The organism is Mycobacterium sp. IDUB_5 (assembly GCF_055419565.1).
The window spans coordinates 281,034-301,191 of the sequence record NZ_JBVAXX010000003.1; the positions used below are offsets into that span (position 1 = coordinate 281,034).

General features: G+C 68.2%; 22 protein-coding genes. 15 read left to right on the forward strand and 7 right to left on the reverse strand.

Annotated elements, in window-relative coordinates; genetic code table 11:
* Positions 1 to 36: 36 nt before the first annotated feature.
* The 7 genes from alr to ACZY1G_RS10730 are packed head-to-tail and all read left to right on the forward strand — an operon-like array spanning position 37 to position 5,267.
* Complete coding sequence (alr, locus tag ACZY1G_RS10700) at positions 37 to 1,200, forward strand: alanine racemase (RefSeq protein WP_463814241.1); 1,164 nt, start codon at positions 37 to 39, stop codon at positions 1,198 to 1,200.
* On the forward strand, positions 1,197 to 2,285 hold the full coding sequence (locus tag ACZY1G_RS10705; RefSeq protein WP_463822352.1) for an alpha/beta fold hydrolase: 1,089 nt from the start codon (positions 1,197 to 1,199) through the stop codon (positions 2,283 to 2,285). The genes alr and ACZY1G_RS10705 overlap by 4 nt, the downstream gene beginning before the upstream one ends.
* A complete protein-coding gene (tsaE, locus tag ACZY1G_RS10710) occupies positions 2,278 to 2,739 on the forward strand; it encodes a tRNA (adenosine(37)-N6)-threonylcarbamoyltransferase complex ATPase subunit type 1 TsaE (protein ID WP_463822353.1) in 462 nt (153 codons plus the stop codon). Before ACZY1G_RS10705 ends, tsaE begins: the two co-directional genes overlap by 8 nt.
* The gene (tsaB, locus tag ACZY1G_RS10715) at positions 2,736 to 3,362 is read left to right on the forward strand and encodes a tRNA (adenosine(37)-N6)-threonylcarbamoyltransferase complex dimerization subunit type 1 TsaB (protein WP_463814244.1); all 627 of its coding nucleotides are present in this window, start codon (positions 2,736 to 2,738) and stop codon (positions 3,360 to 3,362) included. Before tsaE ends, tsaB begins: the two co-directional genes overlap by 4 nt.
* Positions 3,359 to 3,811, forward strand: a complete 453-nt coding sequence (gene rimI / locus ACZY1G_RS10720) for a ribosomal protein S18-alanine N-acetyltransferase (RefSeq protein WP_463814245.1) — start codon at positions 3,359 to 3,361, stop codon at positions 3,809 to 3,811. The genes tsaB and rimI overlap by 4 nt, the downstream gene beginning before the upstream one ends.
* The gene (gene tsaD, locus ACZY1G_RS10725) at positions 3,808 to 4,830 is read left to right on the forward strand and encodes a tRNA (adenosine(37)-N6)-threonylcarbamoyltransferase complex transferase subunit TsaD (protein WP_463814246.1); all 1,023 of its coding nucleotides are present in this window, start codon (positions 3,808 to 3,810) and stop codon (positions 4,828 to 4,830) included. The genes rimI and tsaD overlap by 4 nt, the downstream gene beginning before the upstream one ends.
* Entirely contained in the window at positions 4,827 to 5,267 is a 441-nt protein-coding gene (locus tag ACZY1G_RS10730; protein WP_463814247.1) for a nuclear transport factor 2 family protein, read from the forward strand. The genes tsaD and ACZY1G_RS10730 overlap by 4 nt, the downstream gene beginning before the upstream one ends.
* Here the strand turns inward: ACZY1G_RS10730 and ACZY1G_RS10735 are convergent.
* Positions 5,264 to 6,994: an HNH endonuclease signature motif containing protein gene (locus ACZY1G_RS10735; protein WP_463822354.1), complete on the reverse strand. Its 1,731-nt coding sequence runs from the start codon at positions 6,992 to 6,994 to the stop codon at positions 5,264 to 5,266. The genes ACZY1G_RS10730 and ACZY1G_RS10735 overlap by 4 nt on opposite strands.
* 264 nt (positions 6,995 to 7,258) lie before the next feature.
* Between ACZY1G_RS10735 and groES the strand changes: the two genes are divergently transcribed.
* From groES to ACZY1G_RS10755, 4 genes are all read left to right on the forward strand, one after another.
* Entirely contained in the window at positions 7,259 to 7,561 is a 303-nt protein-coding gene (groES, locus tag ACZY1G_RS10740) for a co-chaperone GroES (protein WP_032668542.1), read from the forward strand.
* An 88-nt stretch (positions 7,562 to 7,649) separates the two neighbouring features.
* A complete protein-coding gene (gene groL, locus ACZY1G_RS10745; protein ID WP_463814249.1) occupies positions 7,650 to 9,281 on the forward strand; it encodes a chaperonin GroEL in 1,632 nt (543 codons plus the stop codon).
* Between the two features lie 84 nt (positions 9,282 to 9,365).
* Positions 9,366 to 10,880, forward strand: a complete 1,515-nt coding sequence (locus ACZY1G_RS10750; RefSeq protein WP_463822355.1) for an adenylate/guanylate cyclase domain-containing protein — start codon at positions 9,366 to 9,368, stop codon at positions 10,878 to 10,880.
* 139 nt (positions 10,881 to 11,019) lie between these two features.
* The gene (locus tag ACZY1G_RS10755; RefSeq protein ID WP_463822356.1) at positions 11,020 to 11,535 is read left to right on the forward strand and encodes a cupin domain-containing protein; all 516 of its coding nucleotides are present in this window, start codon (positions 11,020 to 11,022) and stop codon (positions 11,533 to 11,535) included.
* Positions 11,536 to 11,546: 11 nt separating this feature from the next.
* Here the strand turns inward: ACZY1G_RS10755 and ACZY1G_RS10760 are convergent, their stop codons facing one another.
* A complete protein-coding gene (locus ACZY1G_RS10760) occupies positions 11,547 to 12,827 on the reverse strand; it encodes a carboxylesterase family protein (RefSeq protein WP_463814251.1) in 1,281 nt (426 codons plus the stop codon).
* A gap of 173 nt (positions 12,828 to 13,000) precedes the next feature.
* On the opposite strand from ACZY1G_RS10760, the gene ACZY1G_RS10765 reads away from it, so the two are divergent.
* Positions 13,001 to 14,386 carry a threonine/serine exporter family protein gene (locus ACZY1G_RS10765; RefSeq protein WP_463814252.1) on the forward strand — a complete coding sequence of 462 codons (1,386 nt, stop codon included), beginning with the start codon at positions 13,001 to 13,003 and terminating at the stop codon, positions 14,384 to 14,386.
* On the opposite strand, the gene ACZY1G_RS10770 is transcribed toward ACZY1G_RS10765, so the two are convergent.
* The 4 genes from ACZY1G_RS10770 to ACZY1G_RS10785 all read right to left on the reverse strand — a co-directional run bounded on the left by ACZY1G_RS10770 (position 14,383) and on the right by ACZY1G_RS10785 (position 16,678).
* On the reverse strand, positions 14,383 to 14,697 hold the full coding sequence (locus ACZY1G_RS10770; protein ID WP_463814863.1) for a thiocyanate hydrolase: 315 nt from the start codon (positions 14,695 to 14,697) through the stop codon (positions 14,383 to 14,385). The genes ACZY1G_RS10765 and ACZY1G_RS10770 overlap by 4 nt on opposite strands.
* A 26-nt stretch (positions 14,698 to 14,723) precedes the next feature.
* Positions 14,724 to 15,386, reverse strand: a complete 663-nt coding sequence (gene scnC / locus ACZY1G_RS10775) for a thiocyanate hydrolase subunit gamma (RefSeq protein ID WP_463814864.1) — start codon at positions 15,384 to 15,386, stop codon at positions 14,724 to 14,726.
* 80 nt (positions 15,387 to 15,466) lie between these two features.
* On the reverse strand, positions 15,467 to 16,303 hold the full coding sequence (locus ACZY1G_RS10780) for an SH3-like domain-containing protein (RefSeq protein WP_463814253.1): 837 nt from the start codon (positions 16,301 to 16,303) through the stop codon (positions 15,467 to 15,469).
* 84 nt (positions 16,304 to 16,387) lie between these two features.
* Positions 16,388 to 16,678 (reverse strand): WhiB family transcriptional regulator, encoded by a 291-nt coding sequence (locus ACZY1G_RS10785; protein ID WP_043406099.1) that lies wholly within the window; start codon positions 16,676 to 16,678, stop codon positions 16,388 to 16,390.
* 397 nt (positions 16,679 to 17,075) lie between these two features.
* On the opposite strand from ACZY1G_RS10785, the gene ACZY1G_RS10790 reads away from it, so the two are divergent.
* The 3 genes from ACZY1G_RS10790 (at position 17,076) to ACZY1G_RS10800 (ending at position 19,716) form a co-directional block, all read left to right on the forward strand.
* Positions 17,076 to 17,855: a hypothetical protein gene (locus tag ACZY1G_RS10790; protein WP_463822357.1), complete on the forward strand. Its 780-nt coding sequence runs from the start codon at positions 17,076 to 17,078 to the stop codon at positions 17,853 to 17,855.
* Between the two features lie 99 nt (positions 17,856 to 17,954).
* Complete coding sequence (locus tag ACZY1G_RS10795) at positions 17,955 to 18,533, forward strand: sigma-70 family RNA polymerase sigma factor (RefSeq protein ID WP_463814255.1); 579 nt, start codon at positions 17,955 to 17,957, stop codon at positions 18,531 to 18,533.
* Entirely contained in the window at positions 18,526 to 19,716 is a 1,191-nt protein-coding gene (locus ACZY1G_RS10800) for an anti-sigma-D factor RsdA (protein WP_463822358.1), read from the forward strand. Before ACZY1G_RS10795 ends, ACZY1G_RS10800 begins: the two co-directional genes overlap by 8 nt.
* A gap of 19 nt (positions 19,717 to 19,735) precedes the next feature.
* Here ACZY1G_RS10800 and ACZY1G_RS10805 read toward each other — a convergent pair whose 3' ends face one another.
* Positions 19,736 to 20,140, reverse strand: coding sequence for a DUF5319 domain-containing protein (locus tag ACZY1G_RS10805; protein WP_043406106.1), 405 nt, complete (start codon positions 20,138 to 20,140; stop codon positions 19,736 to 19,738).
* Positions 20,141 to 20,158: the final 18 nt, after the last annotated feature.

Here is a 20,158-nt window from a genome sequence, read left to right on the forward strand (position 1 = left end):
CCCGCGTCCGACGGCGGCCTGGGACAATCGGGGGCGGTGATCAACGCACTGAACACGACCCAGCACACGACCCAGCACGTGCCGACGGCGACTGTCGATCTCGACGCCATCGCGCACAACATCTCCGTGCTGCGCGAACGCGCAGGCACGGCCGCAGTCATGGCCGTCGTCAAGGCTGACGGCTACGGCCACGGCGCCACCGCCGTCGGGCGGGCGGCGCTGGCCGCGGGCGCAGCCCAGCTGGGCGTCGCGACCGTCGACGAGGCGCTGGCCCTGCGTCGCGACGGCATCACGGCGCCGGTGCTCGCCTGGCTGCACTCGCCCGGCATGGACTTCGCGCCGGCACTGTCGGCCGACGTCGAGGTCGCGGTCTCGTCGGTGCGGCAGGTCGAGGAGGTGCTGTCGGCGACCCGGCGGACCGGTCGCGCCGCGACCGTGACGATCAAGGCCGACACCGGGCTGAGCCGCAACGGTGTCGCGGCGGCCGACTATCCGGCCGTTGTCACCGCACTGCGCAATGCCGCCTCCGACGGCGCGGTGCGGGTACGCGGTCTGATGTCACACCTCGCCCACGGCGACAACCCCGGCCACCCGTTCAACAGCGTGCAGGCGCAGCGGCTCACCGACATGGCTTTGGCGGCGCGCGAGGCCGGGGTGCAGTTCGAGGTCGTGCACCTGAGCAACTCCCCGGCGGCGCTGACGCGGCCCGATCTGGCCTTCGACATGGTCCGGCCGGGCATCGCGGTCTACGGCCAGACACCGATCCCGGAGCGGGGCGACATGGGGCTGCGGCCGGCGATGACGCTGACGTGCCCGGTCGCCATGGTGCGCTCTGTACGCGCCGGTGACGGTGTCTCCTACGGCCACACGTGGATCGCCGAGGCCGATACGACGGTCGCGCTGATCCCCGCCGGATACGCCGACGGGGTGTTCCGCCTGCTGAGCAACAAGATCTCCGTGCAGATCAACGGCCGTCGCTACCCGAACGTGGGGCGCATCTGCATGGATCAGTTCGTGGTGGACCTGGGGCCGGGGCCGGTCGGCGTGACCGAGGGCGACGAGGCGATCCTGTTCGGTCCGGGCACCCAAGGTGAGCCGACGGCGCAAGACTGGGCGGACCTGCTGAGCACCATCAACTACGAGGTGGTCACCAGCCCGCGCGGCCGGATCACCCGGGCCTACCGGGGCGGTGCACGTTGAGCCCCCGTGCCGGGTGGCTGGCGGGAGCGGCGGGGATCGTCGCGGTCGGCTCGGCGGCGGGGGTCACCGCGGCGCGCTCGCTGCGCCGCCGGGTGACGGACGACGATCCGTACCGGGACGAGGATTTCGAACTGCTCGACGCCGACCGCAGCACGGTCGTCACCACCCCGGACGGGGTCCCGCTGGCGGTGCGTGAGGTCGGGCCGACAGATGCGCCACTGACGGTCGTGTTCGCGCACGGCTTCTGTCTTCGCATGGGCTCCTTCCACTTTCAGCGGGCCCGTCTGAGCGAGCAGTGGGGCGCGCAGGTGCGCATGGTGTTCTACGACCAGCGAGGCCACGGACAATCCGGCGAGGCGCCGCCGGACACCTACACGGTCGAACAGCTGGGCCAGGACCTCGAGAGCGTGCTGGCGGTCATGGCACCGCGCGGGCCTGTGGTGCTCGTCGGGCACTCGATGGGCGGGATGACGGTGCTCTCCCACGCCCGCCAGTACCCGCAGCGTTACCCGAGCCGTATCGTCGGCGCGGCGATCATCGCCTCCGCCGCCGAAGGGGTGTCACGATCGCCCCTCGGTGAGATCCTGAAAAACCCTGCGCTGGAGGCGGTTCAGTTTGCCGCCCGCTATGCACCCAAGACAGTGCACCGCTTCCGTGGCAGCGCACGGTCGGTCATCGGGCCGATCCTGCGGGCGGCGTCATACGGTGACGAGAAGATCAGCCCCAGCGTGGTGGCGTTCTCCGAGAGGATGATGCACGACACCGCGATCACCACGCTCGTCGAATTCCTGCACGCGCTGGAAGTGCACGACGAGACTGCGGGCCTGGAGACGCTGCGGAAGGTGCCGACGCTGATCGCGTGCGGAGACCGGGATCTGTTGACGCCTGCCGAGTCGTCGCGGGAGATGGCGGAGGCGCTGCCGAAGTCGGAATTGGTGATCGTCGGTGGCGCAGGACATCTGGTGCAGTTGGAGCAGCCCGAGATCATCGACGAGGCACTGGTGAGGTTGGTCGAGAGGTCGACACCGTCAAAGCTGGTGGCGATCACCCGTCGGGTACGCGATCGGGTGCGCAGCAATGGCTGACTCGGGGGTACAGCAACTGGCCAGCGCGCAGGACACGCTGGCGTTCGGTGCCGAACTGGGGCGTGGGCTGCGCGCAGGCGACCTGGTGGTGCTCTCTGGTCCGCTCGGTGCGGGAAAGACGGTGCTGGCCAAGGGAATCGCCGAGGGTATGGATGTCGAGGGTCCGGTGTTGTCGCCGACGTTCGTGCTGGCTCGGGTGCACCGGCCGCGTCGGCCGGGGGCGGCGGCAATGGTGCACGTCGATCTGTACCGGTTGCTGGACGAGAGCTCGGTGGATCTGCTCGCCGAACTCGATTCGCTGGACCTCGACACCGATCTCGACGACGCGGTCGTCGTCGTGGAATGGGGCGAAGGGGTGGCCGAGCGGTTGTCGGAGCGGCACCTCGACATTCGGCTCGAGCGGACCTCGGACAGTGACGAGCGCACTGCCATCTGGCAGTGGAGCACGCCATGAGCAGGCTGGTGCTGGCCGTCGACACAGCCACCCCCGCGGTGACGGCGGGAGTGGTGCGGCTCGGCGCCGGAATCGAGGTGCTCGCCGAACGTGTGACGGTCGACCCCCGCGCGCACGCAGAAACGTTGACGCCCAACATCGTCGGGGCACTGGCGGACGCCGCCGTCGAGGTGAGCGCACTGGATGCCGTGGTGGTCGGGTGCGGGCCGGGACCGTTCACGGGGTTGCGAGTGGGAATGGCGACCGCGGCGGCGTTCGGCCATGCGCTCGGCGTCGTCGTGCACGGAGTGTGCAGCCTGGATGCCATCGCCGCGGGAACGACGGGGGAGGTGCTCGTCGTCACGGATGCGCGCCGACGTGAGGTGTACTGGGCGCGCTATCGCGACGGGGTGCGGATGGACGGTCCCGCGGTCAACGCTGCGGCCGACGTGCCGGCCGACGCGGCTGCGGTGGCCGGTTCACCCGAGCATGCGGCGCTGTTCGAGCTCCCGAGGCTCGCACCGGTGTCGCCGTCGGTGGCGGGTCTGGTTGCGGCGGTGGCGGATTGGGACGCGGAGCCGGAGCCGCTGGTGCCGCTGTATCTGCGCAGACCCGATGCGAAACCGTCGGCGGTGAAGCGATGAACGTGCAGTACGCGACGCTGATGGCCGCGGACGCGGCGCGGTGCGCGGAACTCGAGGCGCAGGTGTTCGACGGGGACGATCCGTGGCCCGAACGCGCCTTTCTGGCCGAGATCGCGGCCAAGCACAACCATTACGTGGCGGCGCGGGCCGACGACAAGCTGGTGGGATATGCAGGCATCGCGCGGCTGGGGCGCTGCAAGCCGTTCGAGTACGAGGTGCACACCATCGCCGTCGATCCCACCTATCAGGGCCAGGGCATCGGCAGGGAGATGTTGCGCAGGCTGGTCGAGTACGCCGATGGAGGGGCGATCTTCCTGGAGGTGCGCACCGACAACGAAGCCGCGATCAAGCTCTACGAGAGCGAGGGATTCGCGAGGATCGGGCTGCGCAAGCGGTACTACCGCGTCAGCGGCGCCGACGCCTATTCGATGAAGCGGGAGCCGCGATGATCATCTTGGCGATCGAGAGTTCGTGTGACGAGACCGGTGTCGGTATCGCGCAATTGGACGACGACGGGACGGTGACGCTGCTGGCCGACGAGGTCGCCTCCAGCGTCGACGAGCACGCCCGCTTCGGTGGAGTGGTTCCCGAGATCGCGTCCCGGGCGCACCTGGAGGCGCTGGGGCCGACGATGCGACGCGCACTCGAGAGGGCCGGGCTCGATCGGCCGGACGTGGTGGCGGCGACGATCGGCCCGGGATTGGCGGGTGCGCTGCTGGTGGGAGTGGCCGCGGCCAAAGCGTATGCGGCGGCATGGCAGGTGCCGTTCTACGCCGTGAACCATCTCGGAGGGCATCTGGCCGCCGATGTCTTCGATCACGGGCCGCTGCCGGAGAGCATCGGCCTGCTGGTGTCCGGCGGGCACACGAATCTCCTGCACGTGCGGTCGCTCGGTGAGCCGATCGTGGAGCTGGGCTCGACGGTCGACGATGCGGCGGGGGAGGCCTACGACAAAGTGGCGCGACTGCTGGGCCTGGGATACCCGGGTGGCAGGGTGCTCGATGAACTGGCGCGCGAGGGTGATCCCGACGCGATCGTCTTTCCTCGCGGCATGACCGGCCCACGCGATGACCGGTATGCGTTCAGCTTCTCGGGCCTCAAGACCGCGGTCGCGCGCTACGTGGAGAGTCATCCGGAGGCCTCGCAGGCCGACATCGCGGCGGGCTTCCAGGAGGCGGTCGCGGACGTGCTGACGGCGAAGGCGGTGCGCGCGGCTGGCGAGCTGGGTGTGTCGACGCTGTTGATCGCCGGTGGCGTGGCAGCGAACTCGCGTCTGCGGGAGCTGGCCGAGGAGCGTTGCGCGGCGGCCGGTCTGACGCTGCGGGTGCCGCGGCCGCGGTTGTGCACGGACAACGGGGCGATGATCGCGTCGTTCGCGGCGCACCTGATTGCGGCCGGTGCCGAGCCGTCACCGCTTGGCGTCGCGAGCGATCCGGGCCTGCCGGTGGTACGGGGGCAGGTCGCATGAGCGGGTGGGCCGACTCGTCGGCCGTCACCGAATTGCTCTACCGCTATGCCGAATTGATCGACGCCGGTGACTTCGACGGTGTCGGTCAGTTGTTGGGTCGAGGCAACTTCATGGGTGTCGCGGGCAGTGAGGCGATCGCGGCTCTGTTCGCCGCCACGACCCGCCGCTTCCCCGATCACGGAAACACCCCGCGGACCCGCCATCTCGTTCTCAATCCGATCGTCGATGTCACCGGCGATACTGCGGCTGCCCGGTCCACCTTCTGTGTGGTGCAGCAGACGGATTCCGTCGCGCTGCAACCGATCGTCGTCGGTCGGTATGCGGACACCTTCGCCCGCGACCACGGCGGCTGGTACTTCACCGAGCGCACGGTCGACGTCGAGATGATCGGCGACGTGTCCGACCACCTGCTGATGGACCCCAGCCAACTCCGCTAGAACGGCGGCGGGTCGTCGCCGTGCGGGGTGAAGTCTGCATCCCAGTTGTGTTGCGGTGAAGCATGTTTGGTACGTCCGTGTATGCGTTCGCGTTGGTTGAGTTCGCGCTCTCTGCGGATGTAGGCGGCGCGGTTCTCGGTGCGGCTGCGGGCGCGGGTGGGCATCTTGAGGTGGCGGCCCGGGGCGGGTCGCTGCGAGGTGGCGGTGGGCGCGGGTGGTGGTCCGGTGCGGGTGTTCCAGGATGGGAACAGCAGCGCCGACAGAGGTGTGGTGGTGTAGGCGTGGCCGGTCGGGCTGGTCAGATGCAGCCGCCCGTCGGGGGTTTGGCGTTCGGTCCAGCCCTCCCAGAACGTTTTCACGAGATGATGTGCGCGGCAATAACATTTGGTGTTGGCCGGGTGGGTGGCCCCGATGGGGTAGGGGATGGTGTGGTCGATGTCCGCGTGGGTGGCGGGTCGGTCGCAGCCGGGGAAGCGACAGGTCAGATCCCGCGAACGCACGAACCGGTCCAGGGCCGCTGAGGGTCGGTAGCCCTCGGTGGCTCCGCAGTCGGGATCGGTGACGCGCAGGGTGGCGCCGTGGGCGATCAGTTCGGCCAGCAGCGGCGCGGGCACGATGCCGCCGCCGGGGCCGACGATCAGCGCTGCGCGGCGGCGGCCCACCGGTTTGGGTTGGGTCGGCTCCGGAGCGTCTGAGGGCCCAGCGGTGGTCGCTTTCTCGGCGAGTTCGGCCGATCCAGTGGAGTTTGCCGGATTGAGGTCTTCGCTCGCGCACGGAGTGGGCTGGGTGGATGGGGGCGGTTCGACGGATTCCTCGAGATCGTCGGCAACGTCCGGTTCGTTGATTGCGCGCGGGGCCGAGTCTCTTGCGGCCCGCGGCGTATAGGCGGGCTGGGGTGCTTCGCCGTGCAGCGCAGGGTCGGGCTCGGCATCGAGGGCGGCCTGGTCGGCGATCACCGTAACCGTGATGCTGGATGCGCGGCCGTCGTCGATCTGCGCGGCCGCACAGTCGGGGCGGCCGCAGCGGCAGGCCAACACCATCGACCCCGCGGCGATCGCACCGAGCGAGTCCGCGCGCTTTTGATCCAGGGTCCGGGGGTCGAACTCGCACACCGCGGCGATCATCATCGCCAACCGCGTTGCCAGCAGCGCGGCGTCCGAGGCGGCCAGCTGCCCGTACACGCTGGTGATGCCGGCCGCGTCGTGGCGATCGCCGATGGTGAACGAGCGATCCCGAGACCGGTCGCGCACCCGCCGGACCGCATCGGGGTCGTAGGTCTCGATCCACACATCGATGGCGGCCTCGAGCTTCTTCTGCGACAACACGCCCCACCCCGTGGCTGCGTCGACGAAGTGTCCGTCGAGCCGCGCCAAAGTAGCCGGGTCGAGGACCAGCGCGGTGCGGGACACGATCGTGGTGACCACATCCATCGTCACCTGCCCGTCGGCCAACAGTGCTCCCAGGCGGGGGAGACGGTCGCGCAGTGTCAGCGCCAGGTCCATCTGCACCGATGCCCGCCCGGGGCTGATGGTCAACGCGGCACCGATCTCGGCGGCGGTGGCGTCCCAGTCCGAGCACACCCACCGCTCCCGCTCGGGGCGGCGCCGCCGACGCCACAACTCGGCGATCGCGGCGAGCTTGATCGCCTCAGCGCGCGCAGCGGCGGCCGTGGAACTGGTCATCACATCGACCAGATCCGCCTCACCCACCCGAGTCAGTTCGAACACATGTACTAATTTACCGACGGGCGGCCCGGTCGGGCGCGGCAAAATCCCAGCCTGTGGATAACGAGCAGGCTGTGGATGAACCCGCTGCCGTTCGCTCGGGGCGCACACACGAGCCCCAACCTTGAGCACCTAGCACTCGCATGTATAGAGTGCTAGGTGGCAGTCGGTTCAGCCCTGTGTCGGCACCCGCGACGACGGCGCGAGGGCGGTCACTGACCGCCGTGTACGCACACCCACATCAATATCTCCAGTGAAGGGGCTCCAATCGTGGCAGTCAACATCAAGCCACTCGAGGACAAGATCCTCGTACAGGCCAACGAGGCCGAGACCACGACCGCTTCCGGTCTGGTCATCCCCGACACCGCCAAGGAAAAGCCGCAGGAAGGCACCGTCGTCGCAGTAGGCCCCGGCCGCTGGGATGAGGACGGCGAGAAGCGGATTCCTCTGGACGTGTCTGAGGGCGACGTGGTCATCTACAGCAAGTACGGCGGCACCGAGATCAAGTACAACGGCGAGGAGTACCTGATCCTCTCGGCCCGCGACGTGCTGGCTGTCGTCTCCAAGTAAGCGAATCGTGTTCCGCCCCGGACGTTCCCGCATCGACGGGTGATGTCCGGGGCGGTGCGCGTTACACCCGTCCTAGGGAAAGACATTCATGAGTAAGCAAATTGAGTTCAACGAAACCGCGCGTCGCGCCATGGAAGCAGGCGTCGACAAGCTCGCCGACGCGGTCAAGGTGACGCTGGGTCCCCGCGGTCGCCACGTGGTGCTCGCCAAAGCCTGGGGTGGACCGACCGTCACCAACGACGGCGTGACCATCGCCCGAGAGATCGATCTCGAGGATCCGTTCGAGAACCTCGGGGCACAGCTGGTCAAGTCGGTGGCCACCAAGACCAATGACGTCGCCGGCGACGGCACCACCACCGCCACCGTTCTGGCTCAGGCGCTCGTCAAGGCCGGCCTGCGCAACGTGGCGGCAGGCGCCAACCCGATCGCCCTCGGTTCGGGCATCAGCAAGGCCGCCGACGCCGTGTCCGAGGCGCTGCTGGCTGCGGCCACCCCGGTCGCCGACAAGAAGGCCATCGCACAGGTCGCCACCGTGTCCTCGCGTGACGAGCTCGTCGGTGAGTTGGTCGGCGAGGCCATGACCAAGGTGGGCACCGACGGCGTCGTCACCGTCGAGGAGTCCTCGACGATGAACACCGAGCTGGAGATCACCGAAGGTGTCGGCTTCGACAAGGGCTTCGTCTCGGCCTACTTCGTCACCGACTTCGATTCCCAGGAAGCAGTTCTCGAGGACGCGCTGGTGCTGCTGCACCGAGAGAAGATCAGTTCGCTTCCCGACCTGCTGCCGCTGCTGGAGAAGGTCGCCGAGGCCGGCAAGCCGCTGCTCATCGTCGCCGAAGACGTTGAGGGCGAAGCTCTCTCGACGCTGGTGGTCAATGCGATCCGCAAGACGCTGAAGGCTGTCGCCGTCAAGGCGCCGTTCTTCGGTGACCGTCGCAAGGCCTTCCTCGACGACCTCGCGGTCGTCACCGGCGGACAGGTCGTCAACCCCGACGTCGGCCTGATCCTTCGCGACGTCGGCCTCGAGGTGCTCGGTACCGCGCGCCGCGTCGTCGTCGACAAGGACAGCACGGTGATCGTCGACGGCGGTGGCACCCAGGACGCGATCGACGGCCGCAAGTCGCAATTGCGTGCGGAGATCGAGGCATCCGATTCCGACTGGGATCGGGAGAAGCTCGAGGAGCGGCTGGCCAAGCTCTCCGGCGGTGTTGCGGTCATCAAGGTCGGCGCAGCCACCGAGACCGACCTCAAGAAGCGCAAGGAAGCCGTCGAGGACGCCGTGGCCGCAGCCAAGGCTGCCGTCGAAGAGGGTGTCGTCGTCGGTGGCGGCGCGGCGCTGGTCCAAGCCCGCGGTGCACTCGACACGCTGCGCGCGGAGCTCTCCGGAGACGAGGCGCTCGGCGTCGGCGTGTTCGCCGCCGCGCTGTCTTCGCCGCTGTACTGGATCGCCACCAACGCCGGACTCGACGGTTCGGTCGTCGTCAACAAAGTCTCGGAACTGCCTGCGGGACAGGGCTTCAACGCCGCAACGCTGGAGTACGGGGATCTGATCGCCGACGGCGTCGTCGATCCGGTCAAGGTGACCCGGTCCGCAGTCGTCAACGCGGCATCGGTGGCACGCATGGTGCTCAGCACCGAGACCGCGGTCGTCGACAAGCCGGCCGAGCAGCAGGATGACGGTCATGGCCACAGCCATGGACATGGCCATCACCACCACTAGGAGTTGAGTGCGAAACACCCCCGGTCCCCGCGGACCGGGGGTGTTTTCGTCCACCGCTGAATGCTCGGGATCTAGTCTCCGGGCATGGACCGCATCTGGCAGTGGGCGTGGGACCGGTTCGGGGCGAGGCATCGCTGGGCGGGGCTGGCCGTCGTCGTGCCGGTGGGACTGCCGATCTACCTCTTCTTTTCGTTTCTCATCGTCGGTCTCGAAGGATCCCGCCACTACGTCGAGGCGGTCGTCATCACACTCGCCGTCCTGCTGGGGATCAATGCGTATGCGGGGCTCGCTGACCGCAAGCGTTACCGCCCTGTCGAACAATGGGCGGGCGGTCACGACGTCGATCGGGCAATGGCGCTGGAGGCAACCTACAGCTTCGCCCGTAGCGCGGCTCTGCGTGCCGTGTGGTTGGGTGCGGTCGGTTTCGCCGTGATGTCGGTGATCGTCGGCGTATTCGTTGGGGCGGACGGATCACACCTCGTGCAGTACGGATTGCTCGGCGCCGCCGTCGGAACCGCCACCTACCTCATCAGTGTGCACAGCATGTTGGAGGCAACGACTCGGCCCGCGCGCCTTGCGATCGCGGGTGATACGAACATCGGCGACTCCCTACCGCGATCTCGCCCGACGATCGCCGCGTGGTCGAGCATGACGGTCCTGGGCACTGCCTTCATCTTTTCCGTCGAGGGCGCGATGTTGGCAGCTGCGATCGTCGGGGCCAGCCCACAGCCGCTCGTGTTTCTCGGGATCGGCGGTGCGATGACCGTCGGGTTCGGAATCCCGATGGTCGTCGGCGTGGGGTTCTCACCGTCGATGCGGCCCATTCGGGATCTCGCGGAGGGAACCGAACGCGTCACCGCCGGCGACTACGGCAAACGGGTGCCGGTGGTTCAAGACGACGATCTCGGGGTGCTGGCAGCGTCATTCAACCGCATGCAGGCGGGATTGGCTGAGCGGCAACGACTTCAGGCAGCATTCGGCGCTTACGTCGACCCCGCTCTCGCCGCGCGATTGCTCGAGCAGGGTGACGACGTGTTCACCGGCGAACGTCGCGAGGTGACGGTGATGTTCGTCGACATCCGTGACTTCACCCCGTTCGCCGAGAGGAACACCGCCGAGGACGCCGTCGCCCGCCTCAACGCACTCTTCGAGATCGTGGTGCCGGCCGTTGTCGACGCTGGTGGTCACGTCAACAAATTCCTCGGTGACGGCGCGATGGCGGTCTTCGGCGCTCCCAACGATCTTGCGGACCATGCCGATGCCGCAGTGCACGCCGCGGTGCAGATCCATCGGCTCGTCGCCCGGCAATTCGGCGGCGAGTTGCGGATAGGAACGGGCATCAACACAGGTCCCGTGATCGCCGGCACGATCGGTGGTGGTCATCATCTCGAGTTCACCCTGATCGGCGATACGACGAATGTCGCTGCCCGCGTCGAACAGCTCACCAAGATCACGGGCGACCCCATCCTTCTGACCCAGCGGACCGTCGACGCGCTGGCTTCCCGTCCGCCCGTCCTGATCGATCGCGGGTTCCACGCCTTGAAGGGCAAGTCGGCTCCCACAGCGGTCTTTGGTCTGGACCCGACGGACAGCGGTTAGCAGCGGCGCTCGTTGAGTTAGCAACAAGTGACAAGTCCGAGCCGTCGGTCGATACTTTTCTCAATCAGGGATGGCAACCCAGGGGGCGGTCGTGGCGCGTGTCGGCGAGACGATCAATCATCCGCTCAGTGGTGAGAGCATGACATTCCTCGAAACTGCTGAAACCACCGGCGGTGCCTTCCTGAAGGCGAGGTTCGAGATGGCTCCCCGAGGATTTCTGCCGAGACCACACACCCATCCCGGGGGACCCGAGGAATTCCAGGTGATGCAGGGTCGGGTGCAGATTGAGGTGGCCGGTAAACGCCGAATCGCCGAGACCGGTGAGACGATCGTGGTGCCTCGGGGCGTCGGGCATGTCTGGGGCAATCCTTTCGACGAGCCCGCGACCGTCGTCGTCACGTTGAGCCCTGCCTTCGACATGGAGACATTCTTCGAGACGTGGTTCGGTCTTGCCCGGGACGGCAAGGTCAACCCGAAGACGCAAATGCCGAAATTCCTGCAGCTGATGTCGATAGCCCACGCCTACCGTGATGGCATCGGTACCCCGGGATTTGCCGGACACGTGGCGAGCAGGCTCGCCGCAGTACTCGCTCCGGTTGCGCACGCGCGCGGTTATCTGCCGCGTTACCCGCAGTACAGCGACGACGCGGGCTGACGAGATCGACGTCACGAGGTCGAGATCGGAACCCGATCGTCGCGAACGTCCCCGTGCGCGAACGCACTCCACTGCGCGCGCATCCGCACCGCCAACTCGTCGTCGACCCCGCTCGCGCCCAACATCGGTGCGTCCGACCATGTTTCGCGCGAACCCAGCAGCAGCGGAACCTCGATACAGTGGCATGCGCCGAACGGGCCCGGGGTCCAGTCGACGCGGTAGGTGTGAGCCCGCCCGCCGGCCGCGCGCCAGGATGCGGCGAGCGCGATCGCGGGGGCCCCGAACATCTGCCGCGTGATCACGCGTCCCACCGCCGATGACGCCGCGCCTCCGACTGCTGCCAGCCGGCGCAACCGCGCGCCGCGCGGGTCGAGCATGACGAACGGCAGCGCGTCGTCGCGGGTGTACCCGACGAGAATCTCGACGCGCGACGCCGCGGACGTCATCGCCGCACCCATCGGCGCCTGTCCCACCGTCGGGGCGAACGGCATCTTGCCGATCATGCCGAACGGCGCAGCGGCAGTCAGTGCGGCCACCTGCGCCTCCAGCAGCAGCCCGATGTCCGCAGTGTCCGGTGCCACGCCCGACAGCCGTGCCACTGCCGCCTCCCGCATGGCCGAGACCATCGCGGTGCGGTCCACGCCGTGTACGCCCAGCGGTGCGCTCTGCAGAATCGCCCGGGAGAAAAAGGTCTGGGTCTCCGGGCACATCATCAACGCCAGCGCCGAATAGCCGCCCGCGGACTGGCCGAACACCGTGACTCGTCGAGGGTCACCGCCGAACGCGGCGATGTTGTCCTGCACCCACCGCAGCGCGGCGATCTGGTCCTGCAGCCCGAGGTTCTCGCAGCCCGCGTCGGCGAGGTTGAGGAAGCCCAGAATGCCGAGCCGGTAGCTCACCCGAACGACGATCACCCGGCCTTCGCGCACCAGCGCGTCGGGATCGTACTTGGCGGCTTCACCGCTCCCCGACACGTAAGCGCCGCCGTGGAACCACACCATCACCGGCAGGTCGGTCGCGTCTGCCGGGGCGGTCACGCTCAGCACCTGGCACTGCTCGCTCGTTTCGAGTTCGTCGCCCACGGGCCCGGTGAGGAAACCCAGCCGCGACGGCAGTTGAGGGCAGGCAGGGCCACGCGCGGTCGCGTCGACGACGTCGGGTGACGCGACAACGGGGAACGGCGGCGCGAAACGATCGGCCGTCGCATACCGCACCCCGCGGGCCTGGATCAGCCCGTCGACCTCACTGACCAGCAGTCGGCCACCCGTCGAGGAGATCTCACGCGTGGCCACGGTCCAACCCTAGGGTGATGTGCCCACACTCACCCTGCCAGGCCCTGGTCATCGAGCCTGCCATGAGTAAAATGGATTTTGCTCATGACCGAGACGGATGAGCGAATCCACAGAACCAGGAGGGCACAGCCGTGGGCGCGCAGTCACGCCAGCGGGGGCTATTGAGCCGGATCGTGCGGGAGACCGACCCGCCGACCGGCGCCATGCCGCGGCTTCCGGCATCGACGGCCGACATCGACGACGCCTACTACGCGCGCGTCGGTGACGTGCTCGACCTGGCCGGAAACATCGGCGCCATCCTGATGGCGTCGGGCACACCTGCCACCGCCACGATGGATCAGGTCACCGCGATCACGTCGGCCTACGGCGTCGAACGCTGTGAGGTCGACGTCATCAACACCACGATCCACATCGCCGCGTATCGCGGACCGTCGTCACCGGTCAGCACCCTGCACATCGTGCAGTCGCGCTCCATCGACTTCAGCAGGCTGGCGGCTGTGGACCGGCTGATCACCAAGATCCGTGCCGGTGAGATCTCGCCGAGCGACGCTCGCGCCGAACTCGACCAGATCATCATCGCCCCGCACCCGTATCGCCGGTGGATCGCCACCCTGGCCTGGGGTGCGCTGGCGTTCGCCACCGCAGGCACGCTCGGCGCGAGCTGGCTGGCCTGCGTGGTCAGCGCGTTGAGCACCATGACCATCGACCGCGTGAACCGCCGCCTCAATCGGCACGGCCTTCCCTTCTTCTTCCAGTACGCGGTCGGCGGTGCGATCGCTGCCGCGCCGCCGATCATCCTGTACTGGCTCAGCCCCAGACTGGGTCTGCACTTCGAGCCCAGCGTGGCCATCGCGGCCGGCCTGGTCGTGCTGCTCGCGGGACTGTCCCTGGTGGGGTCGGTCGGCGACGTCATCAGCGGTGCGCCGGTCACGGCTGCCGGACGCTTCTTCGAGCTGGTGATGATGACGGGAGCGACGATCGCCGGCGTGGCTCTGGTGCTGCACCTGGCCAACCGTTTCGGCGCGCCGTTCGTGGCCATCGACGCCCACTCGCCCCCTGCCATCGCCGAGTTCCCTGCCCGCGTCGCGTTCGGCGCCGCGAGCGCGGCGGCCTATGCACTGGCCTGCTACGCCGAACGCTCGGCGGCTATCGCGGCCGCCTTCGGTGGGGCGGCGGGCACCATCGCGTTCCTGCTCGCGCAGGGCGCGGGCCTGGGCACTGTGGTGGCGTCGTTCGTGGCGGCGGTGCCGATCGGACTGGTCGGCCGGCTCATGGAGCGCCGCAACCTGGCCCCGCCCATGGTCGTGTCGATCGCGGGCATCGTGCCGCTGCTGCCGGGTCTGTCCCTGCTGCACGGCATCTACGCGATCCTCAACGATCAGAGTGCCGTGGGCTTCGCGTCGGTGCTGGGCGCCTTCGCGATCGGCACGGCGCTGGCCGCGGGCGTGACGCTCGGGGAGTGGAGTTCGTGGAAGGTCCGCAGGCGGCGCCTGCAGGCGCGGCGCACGAACCGAAACCTCAAGCTGGCGGGACGCTCGCCGCTGAGCTCTGCGGATTAGGTGGCTTCCAGCCGGGCTCGCACGGCGGCCATCCGCTGCTGAAGGTCGGCCTCGGAGATGACCCCGCGCGCCAGCAGCGAGTGGGTGAGTGCGACGAGCTGGTTCTCGGGGTACGGCAGATCGGAGTAGGTGGTCGCCACGAGGGCGTCCTCCTCGTCGCGGCGCTCCTTGAACGTCGGCACGCCTCCGTCACAGGCGGCGCGGTCCAGCGCGTCGCACAACCCGTCCAGGCTGGTCTTCCACGGCGGCACCGGGTTGTCGACGCCGTACTTCGCGGCCATGCGCGGCCAGATCTGATCGCGATCGATCATGCCGCGCAACGCTGAGCTGTCCACCGTCACTCCGCGATCGGGTGCAGCGCGGGCCGGGTGTCGGTGACGACGTTGGTGGTCACCCCTGGCTTGGGCAGCGCGACGCCGATCAGGCAGTCGCGGGTGACGATCTCGGCCAACTGGTCTTCGGTCCAGCCCTCGGTGCCGGCGGGCCGCATCGGCATCACCATGAAGCGGTGCTTCTGGTTGGAGTCCTGCACCCGGACCTCGACGTCGTCGGGCAGATACAGCCCGAACTCGGCGAGGACCTGACGGGGCCAACGCACCAGCCGACGGCGGTAGTTGGGCGTGCGGTACCACTCGGGCGAGTTCCCGAGGATCGGTCGGGGATAGCACGAACACAACGCGCACACGATGACGTGGTGCACACCGGGGGTGTCGACCAGGATCTCGAAAGCGGTGAAATCGCTGGGTGTTCCGAATCCGGTCGGTTCCATCCAGTCGACGCCGACCTCCTTGCTGGCGGCCATCGGTTCGGTCTGCGCGAGCTGTGCGAAGTCCGGATCCAGCCATGCCCGGGCCACCAGCCGTGCGGCGGGCGTCGGGCCGATCTGCTCGGCGAACTCGGTGAACCGCCGGTGGTCCTCCGCGGTGAAGATCCCCTTCTCGATGCACAGTTCGCGCAGTGCGATCTCCAACACCTCGAAATCGGTGATCTCGTCGACCATGGGCTTGACGGTGCGTTCGTGGTCGTGGTCGTGGTCGTGGTCGTGAGACACAGTCGGATTCCCCTCTCGGACAGCGCAATTCAGCGTGGCGCAAGCCAGCGCTCGGGTAGCTCGGTACGCAGTGTGTCCGCGGCGGTGCCGGTGTAGCCGTCCCAGAGCTCGCTCTGGGTGAACTCGACGACGTAGAACCACTCCGGGCGCGCGTCGGGCCGGTCCCAGGTCTCGTCCTCGGCCGCCGGGCTCTCGTAGGCCACGGTGGCGATGCGCCCCGCCGCGCCGCGCACGTATTCGGGGGTGCGGGTGTAGAAGATCACCGGGAGGTCGCGTACGACCACCTCATCGCCGACGGAGAAGCGCGGGGGACCGGCCTGTCCGGCGTAGACCTGAGGGTCACCTTTGCCGACGGCGTGCCGGTGGTGAGCGTTGCGGGCGACGTCGGCACCGTCACCGTGCGATCTCGGCTGCGCCTCCGGGGCGCGGCCCGCCAGTCCGCCGGCGTAGCGCTGCGCCACCTCAGCCATGCGCTCGCTGAGCTCGCCGAGGCTGACGTGGTGCTTCTCGACGAGCACCCGGGCCACGGCGAGCAGCCATCTGCCGTAGTACGGCAGCCCCAGATACTCGGCGCGGCCCACGTCGACGTTGCCGATCCGGCGACGCTCTTCGGAGAGCCAGATGCCGCGCGCGGCGAGCACCTCGCACATGACGTAGGTGAGCTCTTCCCACTGTTCGTACTGTTTGTTCTCGTACTTCATGGGAGCGTCGGGCTCACCGCCGACATCGTGAACAGGCTTGAGATAGGCCTTGATTCGCGCGGAATCGAGTAGGTCGGGCGGGGGAGCGTCGGGCAACTCGGGAAAAGCGGATTTCAGGCGCGCCACCAGCTCGAGTTGTGTGGCGCGCTCAGCGGCGGTACTCATCCCTGTGACCCCCGGGGGTGGCAGCTAGGCCTTGCGGTCCGAGCCTAACCTCGGCTCCGGCCGTCCCGGGGGGTTTCGGGACGATCAGGCGGAGCGGCGAATTCCGCGCTTGAGCAGGAGTTCGCGCTCGGACTCGCTCAGGCCGCCCCAGATGCCGTAGGGCTCACCCACAGCGAGCGCATGTGAGCGGCACTGGGTGATCACGGGGCAGCTGCGGCACATCTCCTTGGCACGCATCTCACGCTGTGCGCGGGCACGACCACGCTCGCCGTCGGGATGGAAGAACATCGAGGAGTCGACTCCCCGGCAAAGCCCCTGCATCTGCCAATCCCAGATGTCGGCGTTCGGACCGGGAAGCTGCTGCGGCTGTGGCATTGCGAAACCCCTCTCGGCACATCCCATTTGTCGAAACCTCAATGGATGCGTCAGTCGTGGAATAGATCCGAGCCAAGTCGCCGATGACCACTCGTGCACACAACGTAGAAGGGCTCCGGAATTTCCGTCAATAGCCTCCCCTGTGCGAAAGCGCATACGGCCCAGGCGAGATTTAACACCGCGTTCATCGGTGCGACTCGTTCGCAACGACGGAGGTGATAAACGCTTGCGGTTCACCGCGCCGTTCGGCGTCATTTGACCCGGTCAGTTAATGTCGCGCTGACAGAACAGAACTCGACACCCGTCGATCAGTTTTCATGTTCGTAACACGGCGAGCATGAACTGTTAACTGACGGGCAGAACAGATTGGCCGTTGTTGATAGCGTCGGCTCTCGACATGGTCTTCGATCCAGACGTGGCAGCGTTCGGTAGCAACCCCGGCGCGTGGCCGCTGGCAGCTGCGAACACTCCCCACGGGCTGTGGCTGCGTGCCGTCGCCGCCGGTGGCCAGGGTCGCTACGCCGCGGCCGAAGCGGATCTCGATGAGCTGCTGCGCCGCGCCGAACGCGGGCCGCTCGCCTCTCTGGCGCTGAGTATCCGCGGCTCGTTCCGGCGCCAGCTCGGCTGGCACGAGCGCGCCCGCTCCCACGACGGTGCCGCATGGAGGCTGTCCAACGGCGCCGGCGACGCGGGCGCTGACGCGCTGATCGGGCTGGCCGCCGATGCGTTGGGCGTCGGACGGTTCGCGGCCTCACAGCGGGCGCTGGGCCGCGCCGCCGACCTCGTATCGGCAACGCCGTCGGCCCGGCTCCCGATCCGCCTGGCGTGGGTCTCTGCGGAGCTGGCGATGGCCCGGGGCGACGCCTCCGCCCTCGGCCACGCGGAGCGGGCCGTCGAGCTGGCCGAGCACACACCGTCGGTGCGACACCGGGTCAAGTCGCTACTTGTGCGGGCCGCGGCGCACTGCGCGTCCGGCGACCTCGATGCCGCCCGTGAGGACGGCGATCGCGTCCTCGCGCAGACCGCCGAGCACGGCCTCGTCCCGTTGCGCTGGGCAGCCGCTTCGCTGCTCGAGGGCATCGGGAGTGTGAACAGTTCCGAGCGCGAGGTCACGGACATTCGTCGGAGTTGCGCCGAAACCGTGATCAGACGGGGCGGCGTGTGGCGCTCGCGCTAACGGGGCTGCGCCCCCAGTGGTCGTTATTGTTTAGCTGAGCCACACAACTGACACCTCCGATTCGGTGTCCCTGACGTAACGCTGGAGAGCCTGCTCACGATGACAATTTCGGGAGAACGTCTCGATGCTGTCGTGGCAGAAGCCATCGCCGGCAACCGGGATGCACTCCGGGAGGTGCTGGAGATCATCCGCCCCCTCGTCGTCCGCTATTGCCGGGCGCGAGTGGGAACCGCGGAACGAAGCGGTCTCTCAGCTGATGACGTTGCTCAGGAGGTGTGCTTGGCTGCCATCACCGCGCTGCCGCGGTACAAGGATCAGGGACGACCGTTCCTGGCCTTTGTGTACGGCATTGCAGCGCACAAGGTTGCCGACGCACATCGGGCCGCCGGACGTAACAAGGCAGACCCGATGGAGGTGGTGCCGGAACGCTTCTCCGGCGAGGCCGGTCCCGAGCAGATGGCCATCGACTCCGAGGCGTCGGCCAGGATGAACGCCCTCCTGCAGATCCTTCCCGAGAAGCAGCGCGAGATCCTGATCCTTCGGGTCGTCGTCGGCATGAGCGCCGAAGAGACCGCCGAGGCGGTCGGCAGCACAGCGGGTGCGGTCCGGGTGGCCCAGCACCGCGCGCTGTCTCGCTTGAAGACGGAGATCATGGCGACGGGACGTGACCATGCCTGACTTCGGACGCTGGAACAACAGCGGGGGAGATCCGTCGCTGAACGAGATCAACCGCACCGATCAGTTCCTCGACGCGCTGGCCGGGCAGCAGCCCGTCTACTCCACCGACCGCGGCGACGCGGAATTGGCGCAGTTGTTGGCCGGCTGGCGCGACGACGTACGCGAGACGCCGATGAACGACGTGCTGACGCTGCAGGACGCCGCCTCGGCCCTCGATCGCGTGAGTTCGCCGGGGCGGCGGCGCCGGGTGTCGCTGGCCGTGGTCGGCTCGGCGGCGGCTGCAGTGCTGTGCCTGGGTGGGTTCGGCGCGGTGGTCGCAGGCTCCGGCCCGGGTGATGCGCTGTACGGCTTGCGTACTGTGCTCTTCGGCGAGCAGGCGCAGACCCGCGACGACGCAGTCGCCCTGGCCGCGCAGACCGAGATGCAGCAGGTCCAGAAGCTGATCGAGCAGGGTGACTGGCAGGGCGCCCAGGCCAAGCTCGAGGCGGTCACCACGACCGTCGCGACTGTCGGCGACGACCAGCGCAAGGCTGAGCTGGTGTCCCAGTGGCAGGAGCTGACCGTCAAGGTCGAGGCTCAGAATCCCGCCGCGACAGTGGCGCCGGGTGCACCGCTGCCCACGTTCCCGGTGGTGAGCATCGACCCGAGCGCTGTTCTTCCGACCTCACCGTCGGACACGACGTCTGTGACAGGGTCTTCGGAGACGACATCGGTGACCACGTCGGTGACGCCGTCCTCTCCAGCCGAGACCACCACCTCGGGCGAAGCCACGTCGAGCGAGGCCCCGTCGTCGACCGCGGTGACGACGCCGTCGTCGGCAGCATCCTCGTCGGTCGCTGCGACACCGTCGAGCACTGCGGTTCCGACGTCGACCACGCAGCAGCCGGCTCCGTCGTCGACCACGTCGCGCACGACTGCCGCCCCGACGAGCTCGTCCCCGGCGTCGACGTCGGCGGCGGCCGTCCCGCCGACCACGACGACCTCGGTGGTGGTGCAACAGTCGACGACGACCGCGGCACCGCGGGTGACGACAACGGCAGCACCGACGGCGGTAGCGCCTCCGGCGAATACATCCGCGCCGATCGTCGCGATTCCGCCGAGCGCGGTGGAGCCCGTCGTGCCCGCAGTTCCTGCGTTACCGACCACGACGATCCTGCCGGTGGTCCCGGAGGCGCCCCGCTGACGGGCGAGGAATTCAGCCCTCAGCGATAGCCGTCGGACTCCGAGGCCGCTTCGTTCAGCGACGCATCGGCGTACCCGCGGCAGTAGTCCCACGTGACATACGAATCCGGCTCGGGATCGTAGGCCGGCTCGTGCGGCCGTACGGTGCCGTCGACCAAGAGCTGCAGCAGGTTGGCGCGCAGCATGTCCCAGTCGTGGTAGTGGTCTTGCTGGCACTCGTCACAGCAGACGACCAACCCGCGAATTCCCTTGTGCGCCAACAGCGCTTCATAAACAGCCAGGTCGGCCAGGTCGGCCTCCACGGCGGTGCGTTCCTGCGGATCCAGCGGCTGCCCCGGCTCCAGTGCATCGAGTGCTGCCGACGGGTCGCTCGGGTCGTCGGCGAACGGGTCAGGCGGCAATCCTGGTGGCAGGTGGTCTCGCACGCCACAAGAGTACGCAGC

Bases quoted from the DNA above. Each gene is read 5' to 3' on its own strand.
- tsaE (WP_463822353.1), top strand. From the start codon at position 2,278: ATGGCTGACTCGGGGGTACAGCAACTGGCCAGCGCGCAGGACACGCTG.
- tsaB (WP_463814244.1), top strand. From the start codon at position 2,736: ATGAGCAGGCTGGTGCTGGCCGTCGACACAGCCACCCCCGCGGTGACG.
- rimI (WP_463814245.1), top strand. From the start codon at position 3,359: ATGAACGTGCAGTACGCGACGCTGATGGCCGCGGACGCGGCGCGGTGC.
- tsaD (WP_463814246.1), top strand. From the start codon at position 3,808: ATGATCATCTTGGCGATCGAGAGTTCGTGTGACGAGACCGGTGTCGGT.
- ACZY1G_RS10730 (WP_463814247.1), top strand. From the start codon at position 4,827: ATGAGCGGGTGGGCCGACTCGTCGGCCGTCACCGAATTGCTCTACCGC.
- groL (WP_463814249.1), top strand. From the start codon at position 7,650: ATGAGTAAGCAAATTGAGTTCAACGAAACCGCGCGTCGCGCCATGGAA.
- ACZY1G_RS10750 (WP_463822355.1), top strand. From the start codon at position 9,366: ATGGACCGCATCTGGCAGTGGGCGTGGGACCGGTTCGGGGCGAGGCAT.
- ACZY1G_RS10755 (WP_463822356.1), top strand. From the start codon at position 11,020: ATGACATTCCTCGAAACTGCTGAAACCACCGGCGGTGCCTTCCTGAAG.
- ACZY1G_RS10770 (WP_463814863.1), bottom strand. From the start codon at position 14,697: ATGATCGATCGCGATCAGATCTGGCCGCGCATGGCCGCGAAGTACGGC.
- scnC (WP_463814864.1), bottom strand. From the start codon at position 15,386: ATGGTCGACGAGATCACCGATTTCGAGGTGTTGGAGATCGCACTGCGC.
- ACZY1G_RS10780 (WP_463814253.1), bottom strand. From the start codon at position 16,303: ATGAGTACCGCCGCTGAGCGCGCCACACAACTCGAGCTGGTGGCGCGC.
- ACZY1G_RS10785 (WP_043406099.1), bottom strand. From the start codon at position 16,678: ATGCCACAGCCGCAGCAGCTTCCCGGTCCGAACGCCGACATCTGGGAT.
- ACZY1G_RS10790 (WP_463822357.1), top strand. From the start codon at position 17,076: ATGGTCTTCGATCCAGACGTGGCAGCGTTCGGTAGCAACCCCGGCGCG.
- ACZY1G_RS10795 (WP_463814255.1), top strand. From the start codon at position 17,955: ATGACAATTTCGGGAGAACGTCTCGATGCTGTCGTGGCAGAAGCCATC.
- ACZY1G_RS10800 (WP_463822358.1), top strand. From the start codon at position 18,526: ATGCCTGACTTCGGACGCTGGAACAACAGCGGGGGAGATCCGTCGCTG.